Raw genomic sequence first — 21,044 nt, 5'->3', positions numbered from 1 at the left:
GTAACCAGTGTGTTACGCTTCTGTCCGTGGATGAGGTGGCAGGCGCGATCGCCGACCCGGTGCGCAGGGAGATCCTGGTCATGCTGCGCGAAGGACGGATGTCGGCCGGTCAGATCGCCGGGCGCTTCCAGATCAGCAGACCCGCCGTGAGCCGCCACCTGCGCGTGCTCAGGGAAGGCGGGCTGGTCCACGACGAGCTCGTCGGCAGGCAGCGCCTCTACGAGCTCGACACCGGGCGGCTCCACGAGCTGGCCGGGTGGCTCGATCAGTTCTTCGCCGGGCGGCCCGCCTGGGAAGGACGCCTGGACGCGCTGGAGACCGAGGTTTACCGAACCCGCCGCGAACACCGCACGAGCGGCGCGGCAGAAGAGGTCAAGGAGGACACCGCATGACACCCCGCCCCACCGCGCGACTCCTGCGCAAGGACGCCGAGAACGATCTCGTGCTCATCCGTACCTTCCGCGCGCCCATCGAGGACGTGTGGGCCAGCGTCACCGAGTCCGAGCGCACCGCCCGCTGGTTCGGGCCGTGGGAAGGCGACCCGGGGCCCGGCCGGACGATCAAGGTCCAGATGGCGTACGAGGACCAGTCCCCGTGGATGGACCTGCGCATCGACGCCTGCGAGCCGCCGGAGCGCCTGACGGTCTCGGCCACCGACGAGCACGGCGAGTGGCGGATCGACCTGCTGCTGTCGGAGAGCGGCGGCACCACGCGGCTGGAGTTCGTGCAGCACTTCGACAGCCTCGACGGCATCGGCGACGTCGGTCCCGGCTGGGAGTACTACCTCGACATGCTCGTGGCCGCCCGCGAAGGATCGCCCCAGCCGGATTTCGACGACTACTACCCCGCGATGAAGCCGTACTTCGAGGCGCTGCGCGACTGAGGGACGGCCCCGCCCGCGCAGGGGAGCGGGCGGGGCCGGTGGCTCAGAAGTCGTCAGGAGTACGGACCCGCTCGCGGATCCACACCCCGGCCTCCTTGAGCCGGCTCGTTCCGGTGAACGGGCCGTTCGGGCAGGTGCCGCCGGTGAAGACGGCGCCGGACAGGCCGTCGTCGGAGTAGTTCCAGTTGACCCAGCTGATCTTCTTCTGGGCCATCAGGTCGAGGTACTGCTGCGACATCCCGAAGTTGTTGCCACCGCCGCCCGAGGCGGTCTGCGTGCCGAACTCGGTGACGAACATCGGGATCCGGTCGGCCGCGCGGGACAGCGTGTTGAGGTAGTTGCTCCCGTGCGAGGCGGCGTAGAAGTGGAAGGTGTACATGATGTTGGTCGCGTTGACCGGGTTGCCGGTCACCTCGGTCTCACTGGCGCCGTCGGAGACGCCGAGCGAGGACCAGGCGCGGGTGCCGACGAGGATGGGCGTGTCGGCGTCGATGGCGCGGATCACCGGGATCAGCTGCTCGGCGTAGCTCTTGACGGTCGACCAGGAGACGCCGTTGGGCTCGTTGGCGATCTCGTAGAAGAGGTTCTTCTTGTTGTTGTGCCGCTGGGCGATCTCGGTGAAGAACGTCTTGGCCCTGGACAGGTTGTACATCGGGTCGCCGGGCGTGAGCATGTGCCAGTCGACGATGGCGTACATGCCGCGCGCCGTGGCCTGCTCGATGAGGTTGTGCACCCGGTCGGTGAACAGGCGCGGGTTGGTCTCGTAGCCGTCCTCCTGGATGTACATCGAGATCCGCAGGACGTCGGCCTTCCAGTCGGTGGCCAGGGCGTCGAGCGAGGCGGTGTTGAGGCACTGGGAGTACCACTGCAGGCCGTGCGAGCTCATGCCGCGCAGCTGGATCTGCTTGCCGTTCTCGTTGCAGAGCTTGACCCCGCAGACCCTGAGCCGGCCGTTGGCCTCGACCGGGGTGCCGCCGCCGGTGGGCGGCTGCGTGGTGGCGGTGACCGTGTTGCTCGCGGGGGAGGTGTTCCCGGCGGCGTCGCGGGCTCTGACGGTGTAGGTGTAGCTCGTGCTCGCGGCCAGGCCGGTGTCGGTGAAGGTCGTTCCGGTGACGGTGTTGACCAGGGTGCCGCCCCGGTAGACGTCGTAGCCGGTGACGCCGGCGTTGTCGGTCGAGGCGTTCCAGGCCAGCGACACCGAGCTCGCGGTGGTGGCGGTGGAGCGCAGGTTGCCGGGCGTGCTCGGCGGGGTGGTGTCGCCGCCGCTTCCGGCGGTGCCGTAGACCTGCAGCTCGAACAGGGAGTAGCCGTAGGCGGTGCCGCGCTGGGTGCCGTGGACGCGGACGAAGCGCCCGCTGCCGGTCACGGCGACGTCGTCGGTGCCGCCGTCGCCGGTCGTGGTGCTGTGGACGTCGGTCCAGCTCGTGCCGTTCGCGGAGGTCTGGATCTTGTACGCCTTGCCGTAGGCCGCCTCCCAGGTCAGCTTGACGCGGGAAACGGTGGCGTTGGCGCCGAGGTCGGCCTGGATCCACTGCGGGTCCACGCCCTCCTCGGAGGCCCAGCGGGTGCCGGTGGTGTCACCGTCCACGGCCTTGGCCGCCTCGAACCCGGCGCCTTCGACGGACGAGGCGGTGGCGGGCCTGCCCTGGGAGAGCAGGGTCTCGGTGCCGCCGCCCTGCTGGGTGGTGGCGGTGACCGGGGCGCTCGCGGGGGAGGTGTTGCCCGCGGCGTCGCGGGCCTTGACGGTGTAGGTGTAGGCGGTGGCCGGGGTCAGGCCGGTGTCGGTGAAGGTGGTTCCGGTGACGGTGTTGACCAGGGTGCCGCCCCGGTGGACCTCGTAGCCGGTGACGCCGGCGTTGTCGGTCGAGGCGTTCCAGGCCAGCGACACCGAGCTCGCGGTGGTGGCGGTGGAGCGCAGGTTGCCGGGCGTGCTCGGTGGTGTGGTGTCGCCGCCGGAGGAGGTCTGCACCTCGAACTCCCAGAGGGAGTAGCCGTAGGCGGTGCCGCGCTGCGTGCCGTACATGCGGATATAGCGCCCGCTGCCCGACAGGGTCAGCTGGTCCGTGCCGCCGTCGCCGGTGGTGGTGGAGTAGACGTCGGTCCAGGACGTGCCGTCGGGCGAGGTCTGGATTTTGTAGGACTTGGCGTAGGCCGCCTCCCAGGTGAGCGTGACCCCGCTGATCGTGCCGGCGGCGCCCAGGTCGAGCCGGATCCACTGCGGGTCCACGCCCTCCTCCGAGGCCCAGCGCGTGGCGCCGTCGCCGTCGGCGGCCTGGGACGCCTCGAAGCCGGAGCCTTCCGTCGAGGACGCGGTCGCCGTCACGGCCACCGCCTGGGAGACCGGTGTGCTCAGGAGGGTGAGGGGGAGGGCCAGCACCGCGGCTAAGGCCGCGAGTGTTCGTGGTCTCATCTTGGCGTTCGTCTTTCTCTTCGGGGGGTTACGGCGTGACCGGGATGTTGGTCAGGCCGGTGCGGGCGTTGCTCACGGTGTTGGAGGCGTGGACGACGTTCGGGTTGCTCGCGCACTTGGAGGTGGAGGAGACGTAGATGGCGTACTTGCCGGTTCCGCCCAGGTCGGAGCGGTTGCCGCGCCAGACGTTCCCGCAGCCGTTGGCGAACGACGGTGACGTGGACGGGTTGTGTGTCTCGTAGCCGTTGGCGAAGGTGCCGGGCGCGGAGAACGTGCCGGTGTTGTTCTCGATCACGTAGCCGACGCCCTTCGCGTCGACCCAGGAGTCGCCGGAGTTCTGGCCGGAGATGCCGGTGCCGTTGAAGGAGTTGCCGCGGATCACGCCGCCGGTGGTGCCTTCCTTGATGTCGATGTGCTCGGCGGCGATGCCGGGCCCGAAGTCGTTGTCGAGCACCTTGACCCGGTCGGAGCGGTCGACGCCGCCGGAGTTTCCGTGGCAGCTCCAGTTGGAACCGGCCGAGCCGATGTAGACGCCCTCGCCGTAGCCGGGCTGAACCAGCCCGGCGTGGCTGATCGTGGAGTTCTGGATCACGCCGTCGGCGGAGGAGCGCCGGAAGTGCACGCCTTCCTCGTCGGTGTGGTGCACGTGGACGCCGTCGATGGTCACGTGGTGGGAGTCGTCGAGGACGATGCCCTTCTTGGAGTCCTTGACGGTGAAGCCGGTCAGCTTCCAGTACGGCGCGCCGGACAACCACAGCCCGTACCCGGAGTCCCATCCGCCGCCGGGGGCGGGGCACGACGGGGCGGTCCCCGACGGGCCGTCGTTGACCAGGACGGCTCCGGCCGGGCCGGTCAGCGTGATGGGGGCGGAGGCGGTCCCGGCCCTCTGGGTGAGGAACGCCCCCCGGTACTCGCCCGCCGCGAGGCGGATCGTCTGGCCGGGCTGGGCGCCGGCCAGGGCGCTGATCAGCTGGGCCGCGGTGGAGACGTCCACGATCGAGCCGCCGCCGAGCTGGGTGGTGGCGGTGACCGCGTTGCTCGCGGGGGAGGTGTTGCCGGCGGTGTCGCGGGCCTTGACGGTGTAGGTGTAGGCGGTTGACGGGGTCAGGCCGGTGTCGGTGAAGGTCGTCCCGGTGACGGTGTTGACCAGGGTGCCGCCCCGGTAGACCTCATAGCCGGTGACGCCGACGTTGTCGGTGGCGGCGTTCCAGGCCAGTGACACCGTGTTCGAGGTGGTGCCGGTGGAGCGCAGGCCTGACGGGGTGCTCGGCGGGGTGGTGTCGTCGCCACCGCCCGTGAAGGAGCCGTAGACCTCGAACTCCCAGAGGGAGTAGCCGTAGGTGGTGCCGCGCGCCGCGCCGTACATGCGGATGTAGCGTCCGCCGCCCGACAGCGTCACCTCGTCGATGCCGCCGTCTCCGGTGGTGGTGGAGTAGACGTCGGTCCAGGTAGAGCCGTTGGGCGAAGTCTGGATTTTGTACGACTTGCCGTAGGCGGCTTCCCAGTTCAGCTTCACGCGGGAGATGTCGGCCGTGGCCCCGAGGTCGATGGTGATCCACTCGGGGTCGTTGCCTTCGGCGCTGGCCCAGCGGGTGCTCGTGCCGCCGTCCACGGCCTTGGCCGCCTCGAATCCGGCGCCTTCGACGGACGAGGCGGTGGCGGGCCTGCCCTGGGAGAGCAGGGTCTCGGTGCCGCCGCCCTGCTGGGTGGTGGCGGTGACCGTGTTGCTCGCGGGGGAGGTGTTCCCGGCGGCGTCGCGGGCTCTGACGGTGTAGGTGTAGCTCGTGCTCGCGGTCAGGCCGGTGTCGGTGAAGGTGATTCCGGTGACGGTGTTGACCAGGGTGCCGCCCCGGTAGACGTCGTAGCCGCTGACCCCGATGTTGTCGGTGGCGGCGTCCCACGTCAGGGAGGCGCTGGTGGAAGTGGTGGCGGTGGAGCGGAGGTTGCCGGGCGCGCTCGGCGGGGTGGTGTCCTCGCCGCCGCTTTGGCCCTTCAGGAAGAGCGAGCCCGAGGCGTCGGTCCGCGAGGCGTTGACGCCCGAACCCGTGAAGTCGGCGCTCTCGTTGCCCGCCCAGTCGGCGATCGTGGTCCCGTTGACCGCCAGGTGCTGGAACTTCGCCGCGTCACTGGCCGAGCTGCCGAACTGGTAGAGCCGCTGCCGGTCCGGATAGTAGCCCTGGTACGGCCCGCCCTCCGCCGTCTGCTTGCTCATCTCGTTGTTGTAGATCACGTTCTGCGGCCCGCTGGAGCCCGACCACTTGGCCGCCTTCGGCCCCGCCGCCCACCAGATGGGCCACCAGGTCGAGTTGTCGGGACCGCCGCCGCCCTCGTCGCCGCAGTTGGCGCGGCAGTTCTTCGAGGCGTGCTCGAACGGCACGCGCACCTTGTTGTTCTCGAACAGATTGCGCCGCTCCCAGCCGCCGTGCACGTTCAGGTCGGAGTCGAAGTCGTTGCCGATCGCCACGTTGTTCGACGCCGACCACTGGAAGGTGAAGTGCCGCAGGTCGCGCGAGGTGTTATAGGCGTACAGGGAGTCCCAGACGCGCGAGCCGCGGAAGTAGCCGTTGCCGCCCTTGCCCTTGTTCCACGAGCCGTCGAAGCTCGACTCCTGGACCTGGATGTTCTTGGCGCTCTCGGTGACGACCGCGTGGGAGCCGGTCATCTCGGTGCCGACCCGGCGGATCCAGACGTTGGCCGCCCACTTGAGCACGATGCCGTGCTGGGCGTACTCGGGCGCCATGTTCCCGTAGTTGAAGCGGGCGTCGGCCCGGTCGAGGTTGTACGTGCCGCCGCCCAGCTTGGGCATGCCGGCCATGTCCTGGGTGAGGGTCAGGTCCTCGATGCCGACGCCCTGCACGACCTTCAGCGGGGTGACCCGGCTCGGGTAGACGGTCCCGCCGATCGCGGAGGAGCCGTCGGAGGTGGAGTTCACCGGCAGGTCGTACTCCAGCGGCTTGTCGATCGTGAGGTTCCTGCCCGCGGCGTCCACGGCGGTGATCGTGAAGATCTGCTGGCGCATGTGCAGGTTCATGTACTTGGAGGTGTCGGTGACCGTCTGCAGCTGGTAGAACTTCACGCTGTTGGCGGCGCCGACCCACAGGTGCGCGCCGGCCTTGAAGCGGGCCATGTCCGCGTTGCTCGCCAGCCTGATCTGGGTCTCTCCGGTGACCGAGGCGGCGCGCAGCGGCACGCCGGCCGCCCAGTGCTGGTTGACGCTGCCCTCGAAGATGTCCTTGCGGTTGGCGGGGGCGGAGGAGTGGTCGCCGGCGTACTTGCTGTGGACCTCGCGGGTCTGCACGCGCAGCAGGCCGCGGCCCGGCCAGGTCCAGCCGCCCTTGCCGGCGCCGTGGGTGGCGCCGTCCTCGTCCCAGTCGCTGCCGTCCTCGGTGAGCGTGTCGTAGCGGGTGTTGGCGTCCGGGCGGAAGGACAGGACCGTCTGGCCCATGCCCGCGCCCTTGAGCACCAGGTAGTCGGCGTCCAGGCCGAGCTGCCTGGTGACCACGAACCGGCCGGCGGGCAGGGTGATCGACGACAGCTTCGTGTATCCGGCGCTCGGCGTGCACGTGGTCCTGATGGCGTCGATGGCCGCCTGCAGGCCCGTGGTGGCGTCGCTCCCGTCCGGGCGTACGCCGTACTGGCCGGCCAGTTCCTGCGGGGTGACGTGGCAGGCCGCGTCCGGGTTCATGGCGCCGGGCCCCGGCAGGGCGGCGCCGCCGCGGAAGCCCGCCTTGCTCCAGTCGGGCAGGCCGGTGATGGGCGCCCGGCGGTTCGCGCTGGTCAGATCGGGGATGGCGACCGCGCCGGCGGCCTGCCCGGTCTGCGCGGCCTGCGCGGCCTGCGCGGTCTGCGCGGCCTGCGCGGGCAGTGCCGGCAGGGGTAGCGCGGCGAGGGCGAACAGGGCCGTTGCCGCGGCGAGACGGTGTCGTAAGGGGATCACACCTTGCATCAGTGGCTCCTGACAGAATCTCGGGGGGTGAGAAGTCCGGTCGCGCAACCGATAGTTAAGAAATATTCCTAACTATTGCGGAGCGTAGGAGGCCATGGCGGCAGATGCAAGCCCCAACTTTACTGAAAGTCAGCGCGCGCAGCTCTCCGCATTCACATATCTGAACAGCGGGTTTCCCTCCGAGAGGCTTGTCGAGAGTCAAGGTGCCCCCGAACTGGGGGTTAGGAAAATTTATTAACTAAAGAAATTTGAGCGGCGACTCGGATACGCTCTGAAGCCGTGAACCCCTCACAACCCGGGACTCCAAGCTTGATGCGGGCCATCAACGAGCGCATCGCGCTCAGGGTCCTGCTGGAGCGCGGCCCGCTGACGCGTCCCGAACTCGGCGAGTTCACCGGCCTGTCCAAACCGACCGCCTTCCAGCTCCTGGCCCGCCTTCAGGCCGCGGGCCTGGTGGTCAGCGACGGGATGCGCTCCGGCCTGGCCGGGCGCAACGCGGAGACGTACCGGATCAACCCGGCGGCCGCCCACGTGGCGGCCATCGGCGTCACCCCCGGCGCCATCGAGGTGCGGGTGGCCGACATCACCGGCGCCGCCGTGGGCGCGTTCGTGCTGCCCACCCCGGATCCGGCCGGCGGCCCGCCGGTCGAGCGGCTGCGCGCGGCGCTGGACGGCGCGGCCCCGCCGGGACCGCTGAGCAGGGTGGTCATCGGCGTGCGGGCCGCCGTCGACCCGGCCACCGGCCGCCTCGGCCACGTCGCGGAAGCGGACATGCCCGGCTGGCACCTGCCCGGCCTCGTGCCCACGCTCAGCGCGGCGCTCGGCGCCGAGGTGAGCGTGGAGAACGACGTCAACCTCGTCGCGCTGGCCGAACAGGCGAGGGGCGCCGCCGCCGGCTGCCCCGACTTCGTCCTGCTGTGGGCCGACGACGGCCTGGGCGCGGCGCTGGTGATCGGCGGCCGCCTGCACCGCGGCTTCTTCGGCGCCGCGGGGGAGATCTGCCACATGCCGATCTCCGGCACGGTGACCGCCCGCGACGGCGGGCGGCACGGCAGCCACGGATTCCAGTCGGTGGGCGGCGGCGGCGCGATCCGCGACCTGCTCGCCACCTACGGGATCGACCACCCGGACTTCCGGCAGTCCGTGCGCGCCGCCGTGGCCATCGCGGAGGAGTCCGGCCGTGCGGCCCAGGACGCGGCGGCGGGCCTGCGGCTCGTGGCCGGGCGGCTGGCCGTCGGTCTCGCCGCCATCGCCTCGGTGGTCGACCCCGGGCTGATCGTGCTGGCCGGGGGCGTCATGGAGGCGGGCGGCGAACGGCTGCGCGACCTCGTGGAGCGCGAGCTCCACGTCCTGCTCCCCACCCGGCCCGCGGTCCGCGGATCGGAGCTGGCCGGCAACCCCGTCCTCGCCGGCGCCATGGACCTCGCCCTGGCAACGGTCCGCGACGACCTCTTCGGCCGCTGACCGAGCAGGCTGGGCCGCTGCCCGGACAGGCTCGGCCGTTGACCGATCAGGCTTGGCCGACCCCACGAATCGGCCCGCCGCCGATGGTCGGAGCAGACGAACACCGCTGGTCACGCCGATCCTAAGCTCCTGCGCAGTGAACGCGGGAGGTACACCGATGACGAAACTGGATGAGATCGGCACGTGGCTGCGGGACCGGCTGCCGGATCTGCTCGCGGAGAGCCGGGTACCGGGAGCCGTGGTGGCGATCGGCCACGGCGAGCGGACCGTCGACGTCGCCGCGGGCGTGCTGAACACGGCCACCGGCGTCGAGGCCACGGCCGACTCCATCTTCCAGATCGGCTCGATCACCAAGGTGCTGACCGCGACGCTGGCCATGCAGCTCGTCGACGAGGGTGAGCTGGACCTCGACGCCCCTGTGCGCCGGTACCTGCCGGAGTTCCGGATCGCCGACGAACGGGCCGCCGCGCGCATCACCGTCCGGCAACTGCTGTCCCACGTCGCCGGGTTCGAGGGCGACATCTTCACCGACACCGGCAAGGGCGACGACTGCGTCGAGAAGTACGTGGACGTCCTGCGCGAGGTGCCCCAGCTGTTCGAACCCGGCGCGATGTTCTCCTACAACAACGCCGGCTTCTGCGTGCTGGGCCGGATCATCGAGGTCGTGCGCGGCGCCCCGTTCGACGCCTGCATGCGGGCCCACCTGTTCGCGCCCCTGGGCCTGACCCACGCGGCCGGCGATCCGTACGAGGCCATCCTCCACCGCGCCGCCGTGGGCCACATCGAACCGGCGCCGGGCGCCGCCCCTCAGCCGGCTCCGGTCTGGGCGCTGGCACGCTCCAACGCGCCCGCCGGGTCGATGCTGGCGATGCGCGCCCGCGACCTGCTGACCTTCGTCCGCATGCACCTCGACGGCGGCGTGGGCCCGGACGGCGCCCGGGTGCTGAGCCCGCGGAGCGTGGCGGCGATGCGGGTGCCCCAGATCACGCAGCCCGACATCGACCAGGGCGCCGCCTGGGGCCTCGGCTGGGAGCTGTTCGACCTGTCCGGCGACACGGTCTTCGGCCACGACGGCAACACCGTCGGCCAGTCGGCGTTCCTGCGCGTGGTGCCGGGGAAGGACGTGGCGCTGGCGCTCGTCACCAACGGCGGCTCGCCGAAGCGGGTGTTCCGCCAGATCGAGCGGCGCGTGCTGCGCGAGCTCGGCGGCGTCGAGCCGCCCGCGACGCCGATGCCCGACCCCGCGCTCGCGCCCGCGCCGGACGCCGCCCGCTACACCGGCACCTACGCCTCCAGCACCAGTGAGACCACGGTGAGCCAGGACGAGCAGGGCCGCCTGTGGCTGGAGCGCCTGCCCATCGGCGTCACCGCCGAGCTGGACGAGCTGCCGTACCGCACGGAGCTGGTGACCTGGCGTGGCGACACGCTCATCCCGGTCGAACCCGAGCACGGTGTACGCGCCCCGCTGGCCTTCCTGGGCGACGACGGCCGGGGCCACGCGGCGTACCTGCACACCGGCCGGGCCGACCGCCGCGTGACGCGCTGACCCTCACGACGATCAGTTCGTCGGAGCGGACCATTTCGACCATGAACATTCGATGACCGCGACAAACACCGCGAGGGGCTTCGCGTCCCACTATCGCAGGGTGGATTTGGAGAGCACTGCCGTGAGCACGGCCGATGGTTCCCGGAAGACGCGCGGCCCCGCCGGCGGCGATCGTGTGCTGACGATCGCCGACCTGTCGGTGGAGATCCGGCGCGGCGAGCGGGTCGTACGCCCCGTCTCGGGCGTCAACCTGGTGCTGAACCGCGGCGAGACCCTGGGCATCGTCGGCGAGACCGGGTCGGGCAAGTCCATGACCGGCCTCGCGGTCATGGGCATGCTGCCGGCCGGCGGCCGGGTGAGCGGAGGGTCGATCGACCTGGGCGGCGAGGAGCTCGTCGGCCTGTCCGCCGCGCGCTACCGGGCCATCCGCGGCAACGACGTCGCGATGGTGTTCCAGGACTCGATGACGGCGCTGAACCCGACCCGGCGCATCGGCGAGCAGGTCGCGGAACCGGTGCGCCTGCACCACGGCCTGTCGAAGCGCGCGGCGCGCGGGCGGGCCGAGGAGATGCTCGCCCTGGTCGGGCTGCCGCGCCCGGCGGAACGGCTGGACGACCACCCCCATCAGCTCTCCGGCGGCATGCGGCAACGCGTGATGATCGCGATGGCGCTGGTCTGCCAGCCCCGGGTCGTCATCGCCGACGAGCCGACCACCGCGCTCGACGTCACGATCCAGGCGGAGATCCTCGACCTCCTGGACGACCTCAAGTCCCGGCTGGGCATGTCGATGATCCTCATCACGCATGACATGGGGGTGATCGCCCGGCATGCCGACCGTGTCGGGGTGATGTACGGCGGGCGCGTCGCCGAGACCGGCCCGACCTCCACGCTCTTCACCAGGACGCGCCACCGCTACACGCACGCGCTGCTGTCCTCGATCCCGTCGCTCACCCACGACCGCGGCGAGGAGCTCTACAGCATCCCCGGAGCCCCGCCGGACCTGACCTCGGCCCGGCCGGGCTGCCCCTTCGCGCCCCGGTGCGACGCAGTGACCGGCCGGTGCCGGGAGGAGACCCCGGCCCTGACCCCGGAGGCGGACGGCCACGCCCACGCGTGCTGGCACCCGGCCGAGGACCGGGCGGTCAGGGCCCGCGCCCGGTTCGAGGCTCCGGCCCCGATCGGCTCCGCCCCCCGGCTGCGCGTCGTCGATCTCCGGCGGGAGTATCCAGCGGGCGGCGGGGGCCTGTTCGGCGGGCGCCGTACCGTGAAGGCGGTCTCCGGCGTGAGCTTCGACGTGGCGGCCGGCGAGACGTTCGGGCTGGTCGGCGAGTCGGGCTGTGGCAAGTCCTCCCTGGGCAGGATGCTCGTGGCCCTGGACCGGCCCACCTCCGGCGAGGTGATCTTCGACGGGGAGCCGGTCACCCGGATGAGCGCTCGGGCGCTCGGGCCGCGCCGTACCCAGCTGCAGATGATGTTCCAGGACTCCAACGCCTCCCTCGACCCGCGCATGCGCATCGGCACGATCCTGCGCGAACCGCTGGCGATCCAGGGCGGCGGCAGCGGCGCCCAGCGCACCGCCCGCGTGCGCGAGCTGCTGCGGGACGTGGGACTGCCGGCGAACGTCATGGAGCGCTACCCCTACGAGCTGTCCGGCGGCCAGCGCCAGCGCGTCGGCCTGGCCCGCGCGCTGGCGCTGGACCCGAAGGTGCTGGTGGCCGACGAGCCGGTCAGCGCGCTCGACGTCTCCATCCGCTCCCAGGTGCTCAACCTGATGCGCCGCGTCCAGATCGAGCGCGGGCTCAGCAGCGTGGTGATCTCCCACGACCTCGCGGTCGTGCGCTACCTGGCCGACCGGGTCGGCGTCATGTACCTCGGCAAGCTGGTCGAGACCGGCACCACCGAAGAGGTGTACGGCGCCGCCGCCCACCCCTACACCGCCGGGCTGCTCGCCGCGGTGCCCGAGGCGGACCCGCGCACGCGGGGCCGGGAGAACGGCGCGCGGGTGCACGGCGAACCGCCGAGCCCCGTCGACCCGCCCAGCGGCTGCCGTTTCCGCACCCGGTGCGCGCTGGCGACCGAGCTGTGCGCCGCGACGGAACCCCCGTTGAGCCCGGTCACCGGTACCCACCGGGTGGCCTGCCACCACCCCCTGCGCGGAGAGGACTCGCCCGCATGACCTGGTACGTGGTCCGACGCCTGGCGATCTCCCTGTTCGTCCTGCTCGGCATCTCCGCCGTCACCTTCTTCCTGCTGCACCTGGTGTCCGACAGCCCGGGGCGCGTGGTCCTGGGCCAGCGCGCCTCGCTGGAGGCGGTGGCGGACTTCAACCGTCAGCACGGCTTCGACCGGCCCGTGGTGGTGCAGTACGTCGGCTACCTCGGCCAGCTCCTGCACGGCGACCTGGGCCGGTCCTACAAGCTGAACGAGAACGTGGCGACGCTGCTGGGGCAGAACGCCGGGCGCAGCGCGATGCTCTCGCTGACCGGGCTGGTGCTGGCCCTGCTGATCGCGGTCCCGCTCGGCGTCCTGCAGGCGGTCAAGCGCAACAGCGTCGCCGACCGGGTCGCCACGACCGTGTCGTACGTGCTGTACGCGACGCCGTCGTTCCTGCTCGGGCTGGTCCTGATCGCCGTCTTCAGCCAGGCGCTGCCGATCTTCCCGGCCGAGGCGTCGCAGTCGCACTCGCCCTGGGTCGTCTTCACCGACCCGCGGGCCATGGCACTGCCCGTCATCACGCTCGCCGTCACCAGCGTCGCGGTCTTCGCCCAGTACCAGCGCTCCTCCGCCCTCGACCAGCTCGGCCAGGACTACATCAGGGTCGCGCGGGCCAAAGGGCTGCCGGAGCGGCTGATCCTGGTGCGCCACCTGCTGCGCAACGCCTGCCTGCCGCTGGTCATGCTGGTCGGCACGCTCGTCCCCACCCTCCTGGCGGGCAACCTGATCGTCGAGTCGCTGTTCAACTATCCCGGCCTTGGCCTGCTGTTCCTCAACAGCCTGCAGCGCGAGGACTATCCGGTGCTGCTGGCCTACACCCTCATCGGCGGCGTGCTGACCGTGGCCGGCAACTTCATCGCCGACATCGTGGTCGCGGCCGCCGACCGCCGAATCGAGCTGAGAAAATGACCACACTGGACGTGAGCGCCCCGCCGCGGCGGATCTCGGCGCTGCGCGGGCTGCGCCGGCACCCGCTCGGCCTCACCGGCGGGCTGCTCCTGGTGCTCATCGCCGCGTTCTGCTTCCTCGGGCCGCTGGTCTACCCGACGAACCAGACCGACGTGGACCTGATCAACGCGGCCCTGCCCCCGGGCCCGGGACACCCGCTCGGCACCGACACGAACGGGTTCGACGTGCTCGGCAGGCTGATGGCGGGCGGACAGGTGTCGCTGCAGATCGGGCTGCTCGCCGCGCTCTTCGCGACCACCATCGGCACCGTGTACGGCGCCGTGGCCGGGCTCGCCGGGGGAGTGGTCGACGGGTTCATGATGCGGCTGGTCGACGTCATGCTGTCGATCCCCTTCCTGTTCTTCGTGCTGATCCTTTCGGCCCGCTTCCACGCCAACGCCCTGTCGCTGAGCCTGGTCATCGGCGCGTTCTCCTGGCTCGTGTCCGCCCGGCTCGTCCGCGGCGAGGTGCTGACCCTGCGGGTGCGCGAGTTCGTGCTGGCCGCGCGGGTGATGGGGGCCTCGCGCCGGCGGATCATCTTCACCCACCTGATCCCGAACGCGCTCGGCGTGATCATCGTCAACATCACCTTCCAGGTCGCCGACGCCGTCCTCGTCGTCGCCGCCCTGGGATTCCTGGGCTTCGGCCTGACCTATCCCACCGCGGACTGGGGCAGCCAGCTGGCCAGCGGCGTCACCTACATCTCCGCCGACTACTGGTGGCTGATCTACCCGGTCGGCGGCTGCATCATCGTCACGGTGCTGGCGCTCAACCTGCTCGCCGACACGCTCCGCGACACCGTCGGGCGGCGGGCCGACTGAAGCCCCCGTCCGCCGCGATCTTCGATCCACTTCACCAGCAGGGAGCCATCCATGACCTATGTGTCCGGTAAGCGGCTGTCCGCGGCGCTCGCCGTGGCCGCGGTGCTCGCCACGGCGTGCACCGGCGGCGGGGGCGCGACGAAGGACGTCACCGGCGGCTACAGCGCCCAGCCGAAGCAGACGGGCACCCCCAAGGACGGCGGGACCGCCACGGTCGCGCTGACCCCGGGACTCAGCCCCAACTACATCTACCCCTACCCGCCGGCCGCCGCCAACGGGACCGTCGTCGCCCGCGGGCTGCTGTGGCGTTCCCTCTACCGACCCAGCGGGGAAGGCGACCAGATCGCCGACGCCGAGCTGAGCCTGGCCGAGCCGCCCGCCTACAGCCCGGACCGCAAGACCGTGACCATCAAGATGAAGGACTACAAGTGGTCCAACGGCACCCCGGTCACCGCCGATGACGTCGTCTTCTCCATGGCGCTGCTCAAGGCCGCGCTCGCGGAGAGCCCGGCCAACTGGAGCTTCTACACCCCCGGCCAGTTCCCCGATGGAGTCACGGCGGAGGCGGCCGCGCCGGACACGCTCACGCTCAGGCTGGAGACCGCGTACAACCCGTCGTACCTCCTGTCGATGCTCACGCTGCTGTACGTGATGCCGTCGGCGGAGTGGAACATCGCCCGCACCGGCGGCCCGCACCTGGATTACAAGCAGCCGAAACACGCGAAGGCGATCTACAAGTACCTGACGAAGGAGTCGGAGTCGCAGTCCACCTTCGCCGGCAACCCGCTCTGGAAGGTGGTCAACGGGCCGTACCTGCTCAAGAGCTTCGACTCGACGACCGGCTCGTTCTCCCTGACGCCGAACACGGCCTACAGCGGTCCCGGGGAGTCGCGGCTCGACCAGATCGACTTCAAGGCCTTCACCTCCGCCGCCGCGGTGCTCAACCAGTTCAAGGCCGGCAACCTGACCGTCGGCACGCTCGACTCCAGCTTCGTCACCCAGATCGCCGATCTGAAGGCCAAGGGGTACAACGTCTACGGCGCCCCCGCTCCCGCCCGCCTCGACTCGCTGGTCATCAACTTCAAGAACACCGTCAACAACTTCGACAAGATCATCACGCAGAGGTACGCCCGCCAGGCCCTCCAGCGCCTGATCGACCAGCAGGGCTACATCACCAGCAGGGGCGTCTACAACGGCGCCGGTTCCCCGAACTACAGCACGGCCGGGCACGGCTCGCCCTACCCGCCCGCGTTCGGCGACCGGCCGCCCTACCCCTACGACCCCGCCGCCGCCGGGAAGCTGCTCACCGACAACGGCTGGAAGGTGACGCCGAACGGCTCCACCACCTGCGAACGCCCCGGCACCGGCCCCGGCCAGTGCGGCGCCGGCATCCCGCGCGGACAGACGATCAGCTTCACCCTGGCCTCCGCCAACGCCCCGGCCTTCGTCGGCGCCCGCGACGTCGCCTTCGCCTCGGCGGCCAAGAAGCTCGGCATCGACGTCAAGATCGTGACCAAGTCGCTCAACTACATGTACGCCAACTACGGCAACACCTACGCCCCCGCCACCAAGAACGAGTGGGCGATGCAGGACTACGGGCCGCTCTACCTGGCGGCCGGCTACCCGAGCAGCAACACGGTGCTCAACACGGAGGGCAGCTTCAACCTGGGCAGCTACCGCAACGCCGCGATCGACAAGCTGATCAACGCCTCCACGTTCGGCTCGGACGAGAAGTCGCTGTCGGCCGAGGTGAACGGCCTGGCCGAGGACCTGCCCGTGCTCTTCCTGCCGACCCCGCACACGCTCGTCGTGTGGAAGAACACGTTGTCCGGCCCGCAGTCGTCGTTCAACGCCCTGATCAGCTTCCTCTACACCCCGGAGCTGTGGTACTTCCACGACGCGGCCGGCACCCGCCCATGATGATCGACCCCGGCGACGCCGCGTCGGTGCGTGAACTGGCCGGCGACGCGAGGGTGGTCGCCATCGGCGAGGGGGCGCACAACATCACCGAGTTCTACGAGCTCAAGGACCGGCTGTTCCGCACCCTCGCCGAGGAGCTCGGCTTCTCCGCCTTCGTGATGGAGTCCGGCTTCGCCGAGGGCCTGGCCGTCGACGCCTGGATCCACGGCGGCCCCGGCCGGGCCGAGGACGTCGCCCGCGACGGCATCACCTACCGGTTCGGCGAATGCGAGCCGATGCGCGGGCAACTGCGCTGGATGCGCGCGCGCAACTCCGGAGGCCCGGCCCGGGTGAGCTTCTACGGGATGGACCTGCCCGGCTCCTCCACCTCACCCGGCCCCGCCGTACGCGCGATCCTCGACCGGATCCCGGGCCGCCCCGGCGACCGGGAGCTCGTTCAGCTGAGCGACCTGGGCGGCCGCACCGAGGCGGCGCTCGGCTACGCGGCCATGTCCGAGGCGGGACGGGCCCGGCTGCTCGGCGGCCTGCGCGAGCTGCGGGAGCGTGCCGCCGCCGACGGCGACGAGGTCGCTCGCCGGTGCGCCGCCTCGCTCCACGCGTTCGCCGCCGAGCTGGATCCGCCCGCGGCCGGGCCGTACCCGCGCGAGGTGTTCATGGCCGAGACCGTGCGCTGGATCCTGGAGCGGGAGGAACGCGTCGTGGTGAGCGCGCACAACGCGCACGTGCGGCGCACGCCGTTCCTGAACCGGCCGACGATGGGCGGCATGCTCGACGCCGCGCTCGGAGACGGGCTGGTCGTCGTCGGGATGACCTACGGCTCCGGCCCGGAGGTCCGGTTCGCGCAGCGCTCGCCGCGGCCGTTCGACTGCGACGTCTTCCTGGAGGCCCGGGTCGCGCCGCCGAACTCCGTCGAGGCGCGGCTGGACCGCATCGGGCGGGCCGTCACCGCCGTCGACCTGCGCCGCGCGCCCACGACGTTCTTCGACGGCGTCGACGGCACGCTCGCCGGCGGCGGCCTCGACCTCGTCGAGGACTTCCCCGCCGCCTTCGACGCCCTCATCCACCTGCGCCGGGTCACCCGGATTCCCGGCGCGTTCGAGCGGCTGCGCGCCGAACTGGAGGCGACATGACCCTGCCCTACCCGCCCGCGCGCACCGTCGAGGTCTTCGAGGACGTCGCCGGCGTCCGCGCGCCCGACCCGTACCGCTGGCTGGAGGAGGAGACCCCCGAGGTGCGGCTCTGGCAGCGGCGCCAGGCCGAGCTGGCCACCGCGGTCGTCTACGACGGCCAGGACCCCGGCGACGTCCGGGCACTGGTCCTGGCCCACGACGCCGGGTCCCGTCCGGCCCTGCCCAAGTACGCGGCCGGGCGGTGGTTTCGCGCGGTGGGCTCCTCGGTGGTCGTGTCCGGCGAGCCGCTCGGCCCCGGCCGCCCGCTGATCGAGCTGGCCGGGCTCGGCGACGCGGGCGACCCGGCCGTCCTGTCCTGGCTGGCGCCGTCACCCGACGGCCGCGTCCTGGCCCTGGGCGTCTGCGCCGACGGCAGCGAGCACAACACCATCCGCCTCGTCGAGGTGGACACGGGACGGCTGCTCGACGGCGCGCCGGAACAGGTCCTGCACAGCGCGTGGGCCGGCGGCGTCTCGTGGCTGCCCGACGGCAGCGGCTTCTACTTCTTCGCCCTCACCGGCTCGCCCCAGGACTTCCGGCAGGCGGTCTTCCTCCACCGCCACGGCAGGACCACCCTCGAACCCATCCCGGTCGGCGCGGGCTCCCGGGAGTACACGCTCGTCCAGATGGCGCCGGGCAGCCGGTGGGCCGTCGCCAGCCATCGCGTGGGCAGCCCGATCCCGGTCGCGGTCCGCGACCTGTCCCGGCCCGGCACCGTGTGGCGCCCCTTCGTCACCGCGTGCTCCGGGACCATCGCCGGCCACGTCGTCGGCGACCACTACATCGCGGTGACCGACGTCGGCGCCGCCCGCGGGCGCGTGGTCTCCATCCCGCTGGACGCTGACGACCCCGGCGACCCGGAGGGCTGGACCGAACTCGTCCCGGAGGGCGAGACGGTGCTGCGCTCCCTCCAGCCGGTCGGCGGGCGGCTCTACCTCAGCGAGTTCGACCGGACCTTCGCCAGGGTCCGCGTCCTCGACCACACGGGCGCCGTCACCGGTGAGGTCCCGCTCCCCGGGCGCGGCGCGCTCGCCGCCCCGTTCTTCGCGATGACCGCTCTGGCCGCCGGCCCGCCCGCCGACGACTTCGTCTTCGCCTTCTCCACGCTGACCAGCTCCTGGGGCGTCTACCGGCACCGTCCCGGCCGGGCGGGGCTGGAGACGCTGTCGGCCCCCGCGCTCACCCTGGACGCCTCGCTGGAGACGGGGCACGCCGTCGCCGCCGACGGGGTGGCGGTGCCGTACCACGTGGTGCGCCCGGCCGGGAGCGACCCCGCGCGTCCCGCGCCGGTCCTGATCTCCGCGTACGGCGCCGCCAACGTGCCCCTCCTGCCCCAGTACCAGCCCGACCTGGCCGCCTTCGTCGCCGCCGGCGGCGTCCTGGTCCAGGCGTACCTGCGCGGCGGCGGCGAGTTCGGCCGGGACTGGTATCTGGCCGCGCACCGGGAGAACAAGCACGTGCGCGACGCCGACCTCGTCGCGGTCGCCGAGCACCTCATCGCCGAGGGTGTCACGGATCCGGGGCGGCTCGCGCTGACCGGGGGGTCCGACGGCGGCCTCATGTGCGGGGTCGCCGTCACCACGCGGCCGGACCTGTGGCGGGCCGTCCTGCCGAGGGAGCCGCTGCTCGATCTCGTCGGCGGCACCCGTGACCCCTACCTCGACTTCGTCATCCGCAAGGCCTGGGCGGACCCGGACGACCCGGAGGAGGTGCGCCGGCTCCTGCGGCTGTCGCCGTACCAGCTGGCCGGTCCCGGTGACTTTCCCGCGGTCTACATCCAGGCGGGGGCGAACGACCCGCGGTGCCGGCCTTGGCACGCGCGCAAGTTCGCCGCCCGGATGCAGGCCGCCCAGCGGGGCGACGCGCCGATCCTGCTGCACGTCTTCGACAACGCGGGCCACGGCGCGGCGACCCCGCACGACGTCGCGCTGGCGCAGGACGCGGAGTGGCTGGCGTTCCTGATCGGCACGCTCGGCCTGCGGGGCCCGCTCAGCCGTCCGGGGCCGACCTGATCGACATCAGGCGCAGCTGCAGCATGGCCGACAGGCGCGCGCCCGGATCGGTGAGGTCGACGCGGCCCACCTCGGCCGCGCGCCGCAGCCGGTAGCGGAACGTGTTGGGGTGCACGTACATGGCCGACGAGGCCACCGCGACGTCGCCGAAGGCGTCCAGCCAGGCGCGCAGCGTCTCGACGAGGCTGGTCTGGTGCTCCTTGTCGTAGGCGGCCACGCGCGCGATCGTTCCGCTCGGCAGGTCGCCGCGCGGAACCAGGTCGGCCAGCTCCAGCAGCAGCGCCTCCACGTGGACGTCGTCCAGCCGGGCCACCTGCCGGCCGGCCAGGACCCCGGCGCGCAGGACGCGCAGCGCGCGTTCCGCCCCGGAGCGGGATCGGGCCAGCGCCGACGCGTCCAGGGCGAGCTGCCCCACCCCGACCAGCGGACGCAGGCGGGAGCCGACACGGGCCAGGAACTCCGTGGCGATCAGGGCGGCGCGTTCCTCGGCGTCCTGGCCGCTCTGCGGCAGCGGCAGGATGCCGTACGCGACATCGCCGATCAGCGCCGCGGCGGCGCGCGGGTGCACGGCCGACAGGTGCATGGAGAACGCGTCGGCCAGCCGCTTGCGCTCGGTGGCCAGCTGCGCGGGCAGCGGATGCGCCGCCGCCGGGGCGACGACCGTGAGCGCGAGGACGACCGCCGGCTCGTCCTTCAGCCCGAGGCGGCGCACCGCCTCCAGCGACCCCGGCGCGCTTTCCAGCGCGGTGCTCAGCAGCTCCGCCCGCAGCCGCCGCTCCCTGTCCTCGTCCGCCCGCTGCCACACCATGTGCATCGCGACCAGCTTGGACGCCTCGAAGAGCGCCTCGCTGCGCTCCTCGTTCAGCGCTTCCGGCGCGACCACCCAGATCGTGCCGAGGATCTCGTCCCCGGCGCGTACCGCGATGGCCGCCCGCGGCAGCTCGCCGCTCTCGGGCAGCGGCGCCACGAAGACGGGTCTGCCGCTGCGGTAGAGCGCCTGGAACACCCCGCGCTCTTCGAGGATCTGGGTGTAGTGACGGGGGACCTGACGGCCGAGGATCGTCCGGACCCGCGACGGGTCGGCCTCCTCCTGCCGGCTGGAGAAGGCCAGCAGGCGTGAGTTGCGGTCCTCGATGGTGACGGGCGCGTCGAGCAGCGCCGCGATGGCGTTGGCGACCGCGAAGAGATCACCCGACCGGACCCGGCCGAGCGCGAACGCGTCGGCGTCGTCCAGGCCGCCGTCCGCGGTCAGCGTCCGCAGCATCCCGGTCAGGTGCGTCCACGACGCGCCGCGCGCGAACGCCAGCACCGCGACCCCCGACTCGCGCGCCGCCGCGACCAGCTCCTCGTCCGGTACGACGGGTGCGCGCACCACGAGCCCGGCGGCCCCCCGCTTGCCCACCTGGGTGACGACCCGCGCGATCTCGGCGGGATCGTGCAGGCCGACGCCCAGCACGAGCGCGTTGCCCGGCAGCTCCGGCTCGTCGAGCGGGTCGTGGATGACCACGCCGCCGACGTCGCGGGCCGGCTCGACGTCGCCGCAGACGACGTCGAGCAGCGTGGAGCCGAGTTCCTCCAGCACACGGGCGAGGCCGGCTCGCGGAAGGCCGCTCATGGGGTCGAGCACACGGTTGAAGCTAGCTCAGCGCGGGTGCGGGGTCGTTGGGTCGCCATGACGAAATGATGCCATCCCGTTCGTCCGGCGGGACAA

The 21,044-nt window shown here is 71.9% G+C and carries 13 protein-coding genes; 10 read left to right on the top strand and 3 right to left on the bottom strand.

Annotated features, from left to right (window positions below):
• Nucleotides 1-26: 26 nt before the first annotated feature.
• Nucleotides 27-392, top strand: a complete 366-nt coding sequence (locus tag ACIBI5_RS26795) for a metalloregulator ArsR/SmtB family transcription factor (RefSeq protein ID WP_397251273.1) — start codon at nucleotides 27-29, stop codon at nucleotides 390-392.
• Entirely contained in the window at nucleotides 389-883 is a 495-nt protein-coding gene (locus tag ACIBI5_RS26790) for an SRPBCC family protein (RefSeq protein ID WP_397251271.1), read from the top strand. The genes ACIBI5_RS26795 and ACIBI5_RS26790 overlap by 4 nt, the downstream gene beginning before the upstream one ends.
• Nucleotides 884-926: 43 nt before the next feature.
• Here ACIBI5_RS26790 and ACIBI5_RS26785 read toward each other — a convergent pair whose 3' ends face one another.
• Both ACIBI5_RS26785 and ACIBI5_RS26780 read right to left on the bottom strand, forming a co-directional pair.
• The gene (locus tag ACIBI5_RS26785; protein WP_397251269.1) at nucleotides 927-3,293 is read right to left on the bottom strand and encodes a cellulase family glycosylhydrolase; all 2,367 of its coding nucleotides are present in this window, start codon (nucleotides 3,291-3,293) and stop codon (nucleotides 927-929) included.
• 28 nt (nucleotides 3,294-3,321) lie between these two features.
• Complete coding sequence (locus ACIBI5_RS26780; RefSeq protein WP_397251267.1) at nucleotides 3,322-7,239, bottom strand: discoidin domain-containing protein; 3,918 nt, start codon at nucleotides 7,237-7,239, stop codon at nucleotides 3,322-3,324.
• Nucleotides 7,240-7,551: 312 nt separating this feature from the next.
• Between ACIBI5_RS26780 and ACIBI5_RS26775 the strand changes: the two genes are divergently transcribed.
• From ACIBI5_RS26775 to ACIBI5_RS26740, 8 genes are all read left to right on the top strand, one after another.
• On the top strand, nucleotides 7,552-8,703 hold the full coding sequence (locus ACIBI5_RS26775) for an ROK family transcriptional regulator (RefSeq protein ID WP_397251265.1): 1,152 nt from the start codon (nucleotides 7,552-7,554) through the stop codon (nucleotides 8,701-8,703).
• A gap of 157 nt (nucleotides 8,704-8,860) precedes the next feature.
• The gene (locus ACIBI5_RS26770) at nucleotides 8,861-10,249 is read left to right on the top strand and encodes a serine hydrolase domain-containing protein (protein WP_397251264.1); all 1,389 of its coding nucleotides are present in this window, start codon (nucleotides 8,861-8,863) and stop codon (nucleotides 10,247-10,249) included.
• Between the two features lie 121 nt (nucleotides 10,250-10,370).
• The gene (locus tag ACIBI5_RS26765; RefSeq protein WP_397251262.1) at nucleotides 10,371-12,425 is read left to right on the top strand and encodes a dipeptide ABC transporter ATP-binding protein; all 2,055 of its coding nucleotides are present in this window, start codon (nucleotides 10,371-10,373) and stop codon (nucleotides 12,423-12,425) included.
• Complete coding sequence (locus ACIBI5_RS26760) at nucleotides 12,422-13,372, top strand: ABC transporter permease (RefSeq protein WP_397251260.1); 951 nt, start codon at nucleotides 12,422-12,424, stop codon at nucleotides 13,370-13,372. The genes ACIBI5_RS26765 and ACIBI5_RS26760 overlap by 4 nt, the downstream gene beginning before the upstream one ends.
• Nucleotides 13,369-14,232, top strand: a complete 864-nt coding sequence (locus ACIBI5_RS26755) for an ABC transporter permease (RefSeq protein WP_397251258.1) — start codon at nucleotides 13,369-13,371, stop codon at nucleotides 14,230-14,232. Before ACIBI5_RS26760 ends, ACIBI5_RS26755 begins: the two co-directional genes overlap by 4 nt.
• Nucleotides 14,233-14,283: 51 nt before the next feature.
• Nucleotides 14,284-16,152, top strand: coding sequence for an ABC transporter substrate-binding protein (locus ACIBI5_RS26750; protein ID WP_397251256.1), 1,869 nt, complete (start codon nucleotides 14,284-14,286; stop codon nucleotides 16,150-16,152).
• Nucleotides 16,149-17,282 carry an erythromycin esterase family protein gene (locus ACIBI5_RS26745; protein WP_397251254.1) on the top strand — a complete coding sequence of 378 codons (1,134 nt, stop codon included), beginning with the start codon at nucleotides 16,149-16,151 and terminating at the stop codon, nucleotides 17,280-17,282. The genes ACIBI5_RS26750 and ACIBI5_RS26745 overlap by 4 nt, the downstream gene beginning before the upstream one ends.
• Nucleotides 17,279-19,333 carry a prolyl oligopeptidase family serine peptidase gene (locus ACIBI5_RS26740; protein WP_397251252.1) on the top strand — a complete coding sequence of 685 codons (2,055 nt, stop codon included), beginning with the start codon at nucleotides 17,279-17,281 and terminating at the stop codon, nucleotides 19,331-19,333. The genes ACIBI5_RS26745 and ACIBI5_RS26740 overlap by 4 nt, the downstream gene beginning before the upstream one ends.
• Here ACIBI5_RS26740 and ACIBI5_RS26735 read toward each other — a convergent pair.
• The gene (locus tag ACIBI5_RS26735; protein WP_397251250.1) at nucleotides 19,311-20,948 is read right to left on the bottom strand and encodes a helix-turn-helix domain-containing protein; all 1,638 of its coding nucleotides are present in this window, start codon (nucleotides 20,946-20,948) and stop codon (nucleotides 19,311-19,313) included. The genes ACIBI5_RS26740 and ACIBI5_RS26735 overlap by 23 nt on opposite strands.
• Nucleotides 20,949-21,044: the final 96 nt, after the last annotated feature.

Source organism: Nonomuraea sp. NPDC050540 (assembly GCF_044457485.1).
GTDB lineage: Bacteria > Actinomycetota > Actinomycetes > Streptosporangiales > Streptosporangiaceae > Nonomuraea.
Note: the sequence above shows the minus strand (reverse complement) of the source record. Positions and strands in the feature narration are given on the sequence as shown.

Bases quoted from the DNA above. Each gene is read 5' to 3' on its own strand.
- ACIBI5_RS26760 (WP_397251260.1), top strand. From the start codon at position 12,422: ATGACCTGGTACGTGGTCCGACGCCTGGCGATCTCCCTGTTCGTCCTG.
- ACIBI5_RS26790 (WP_397251271.1), top strand. From the start codon at position 389: ATGACACCCCGCCCCACCGCGCGACTCCTGCGCAAGGACGCCGAGAAC.
- ACIBI5_RS26780 (WP_397251267.1), bottom strand. From the start codon at position 7,239: ATGCAAGGTGTGATCCCCTTACGACACCGTCTCGCCGCGGCAACGGCC.
- ACIBI5_RS26785 (WP_397251269.1), bottom strand. From the start codon at position 3,293: ATGAGACCACGAACACTCGCGGCCTTAGCCGCGGTGCTGGCCCTCCCC.
- ACIBI5_RS26740 (WP_397251252.1), top strand. From the start codon at position 17,279: ATGACCCTGCCCTACCCGCCCGCGCGCACCGTCGAGGTCTTCGAGGAC.
- ACIBI5_RS26735 (WP_397251250.1), bottom strand. From the start codon at position 20,948: ATGAGCGGCCTTCCGCGAGCCGGCCTCGCCCGTGTGCTGGAGGAACTC.
- ACIBI5_RS26770 (WP_397251264.1), top strand. From the start codon at position 8,861: ATGACGAAACTGGATGAGATCGGCACGTGGCTGCGGGACCGGCTGCCG.
- ACIBI5_RS26755 (WP_397251258.1), top strand. From the start codon at position 13,369: ATGACCACACTGGACGTGAGCGCCCCGCCGCGGCGGATCTCGGCGCTG.
- ACIBI5_RS26745 (WP_397251254.1), top strand. From the start codon at position 16,149: ATGATGATCGACCCCGGCGACGCCGCGTCGGTGCGTGAACTGGCCGGC.
- ACIBI5_RS26775 (WP_397251265.1), top strand. From the start codon at position 7,552: ATGCGGGCCATCAACGAGCGCATCGCGCTCAGGGTCCTGCTGGAGCGC.
- ACIBI5_RS26750 (WP_397251256.1), top strand. From the start codon at position 14,284: ATGACCTATGTGTCCGGTAAGCGGCTGTCCGCGGCGCTCGCCGTGGCC.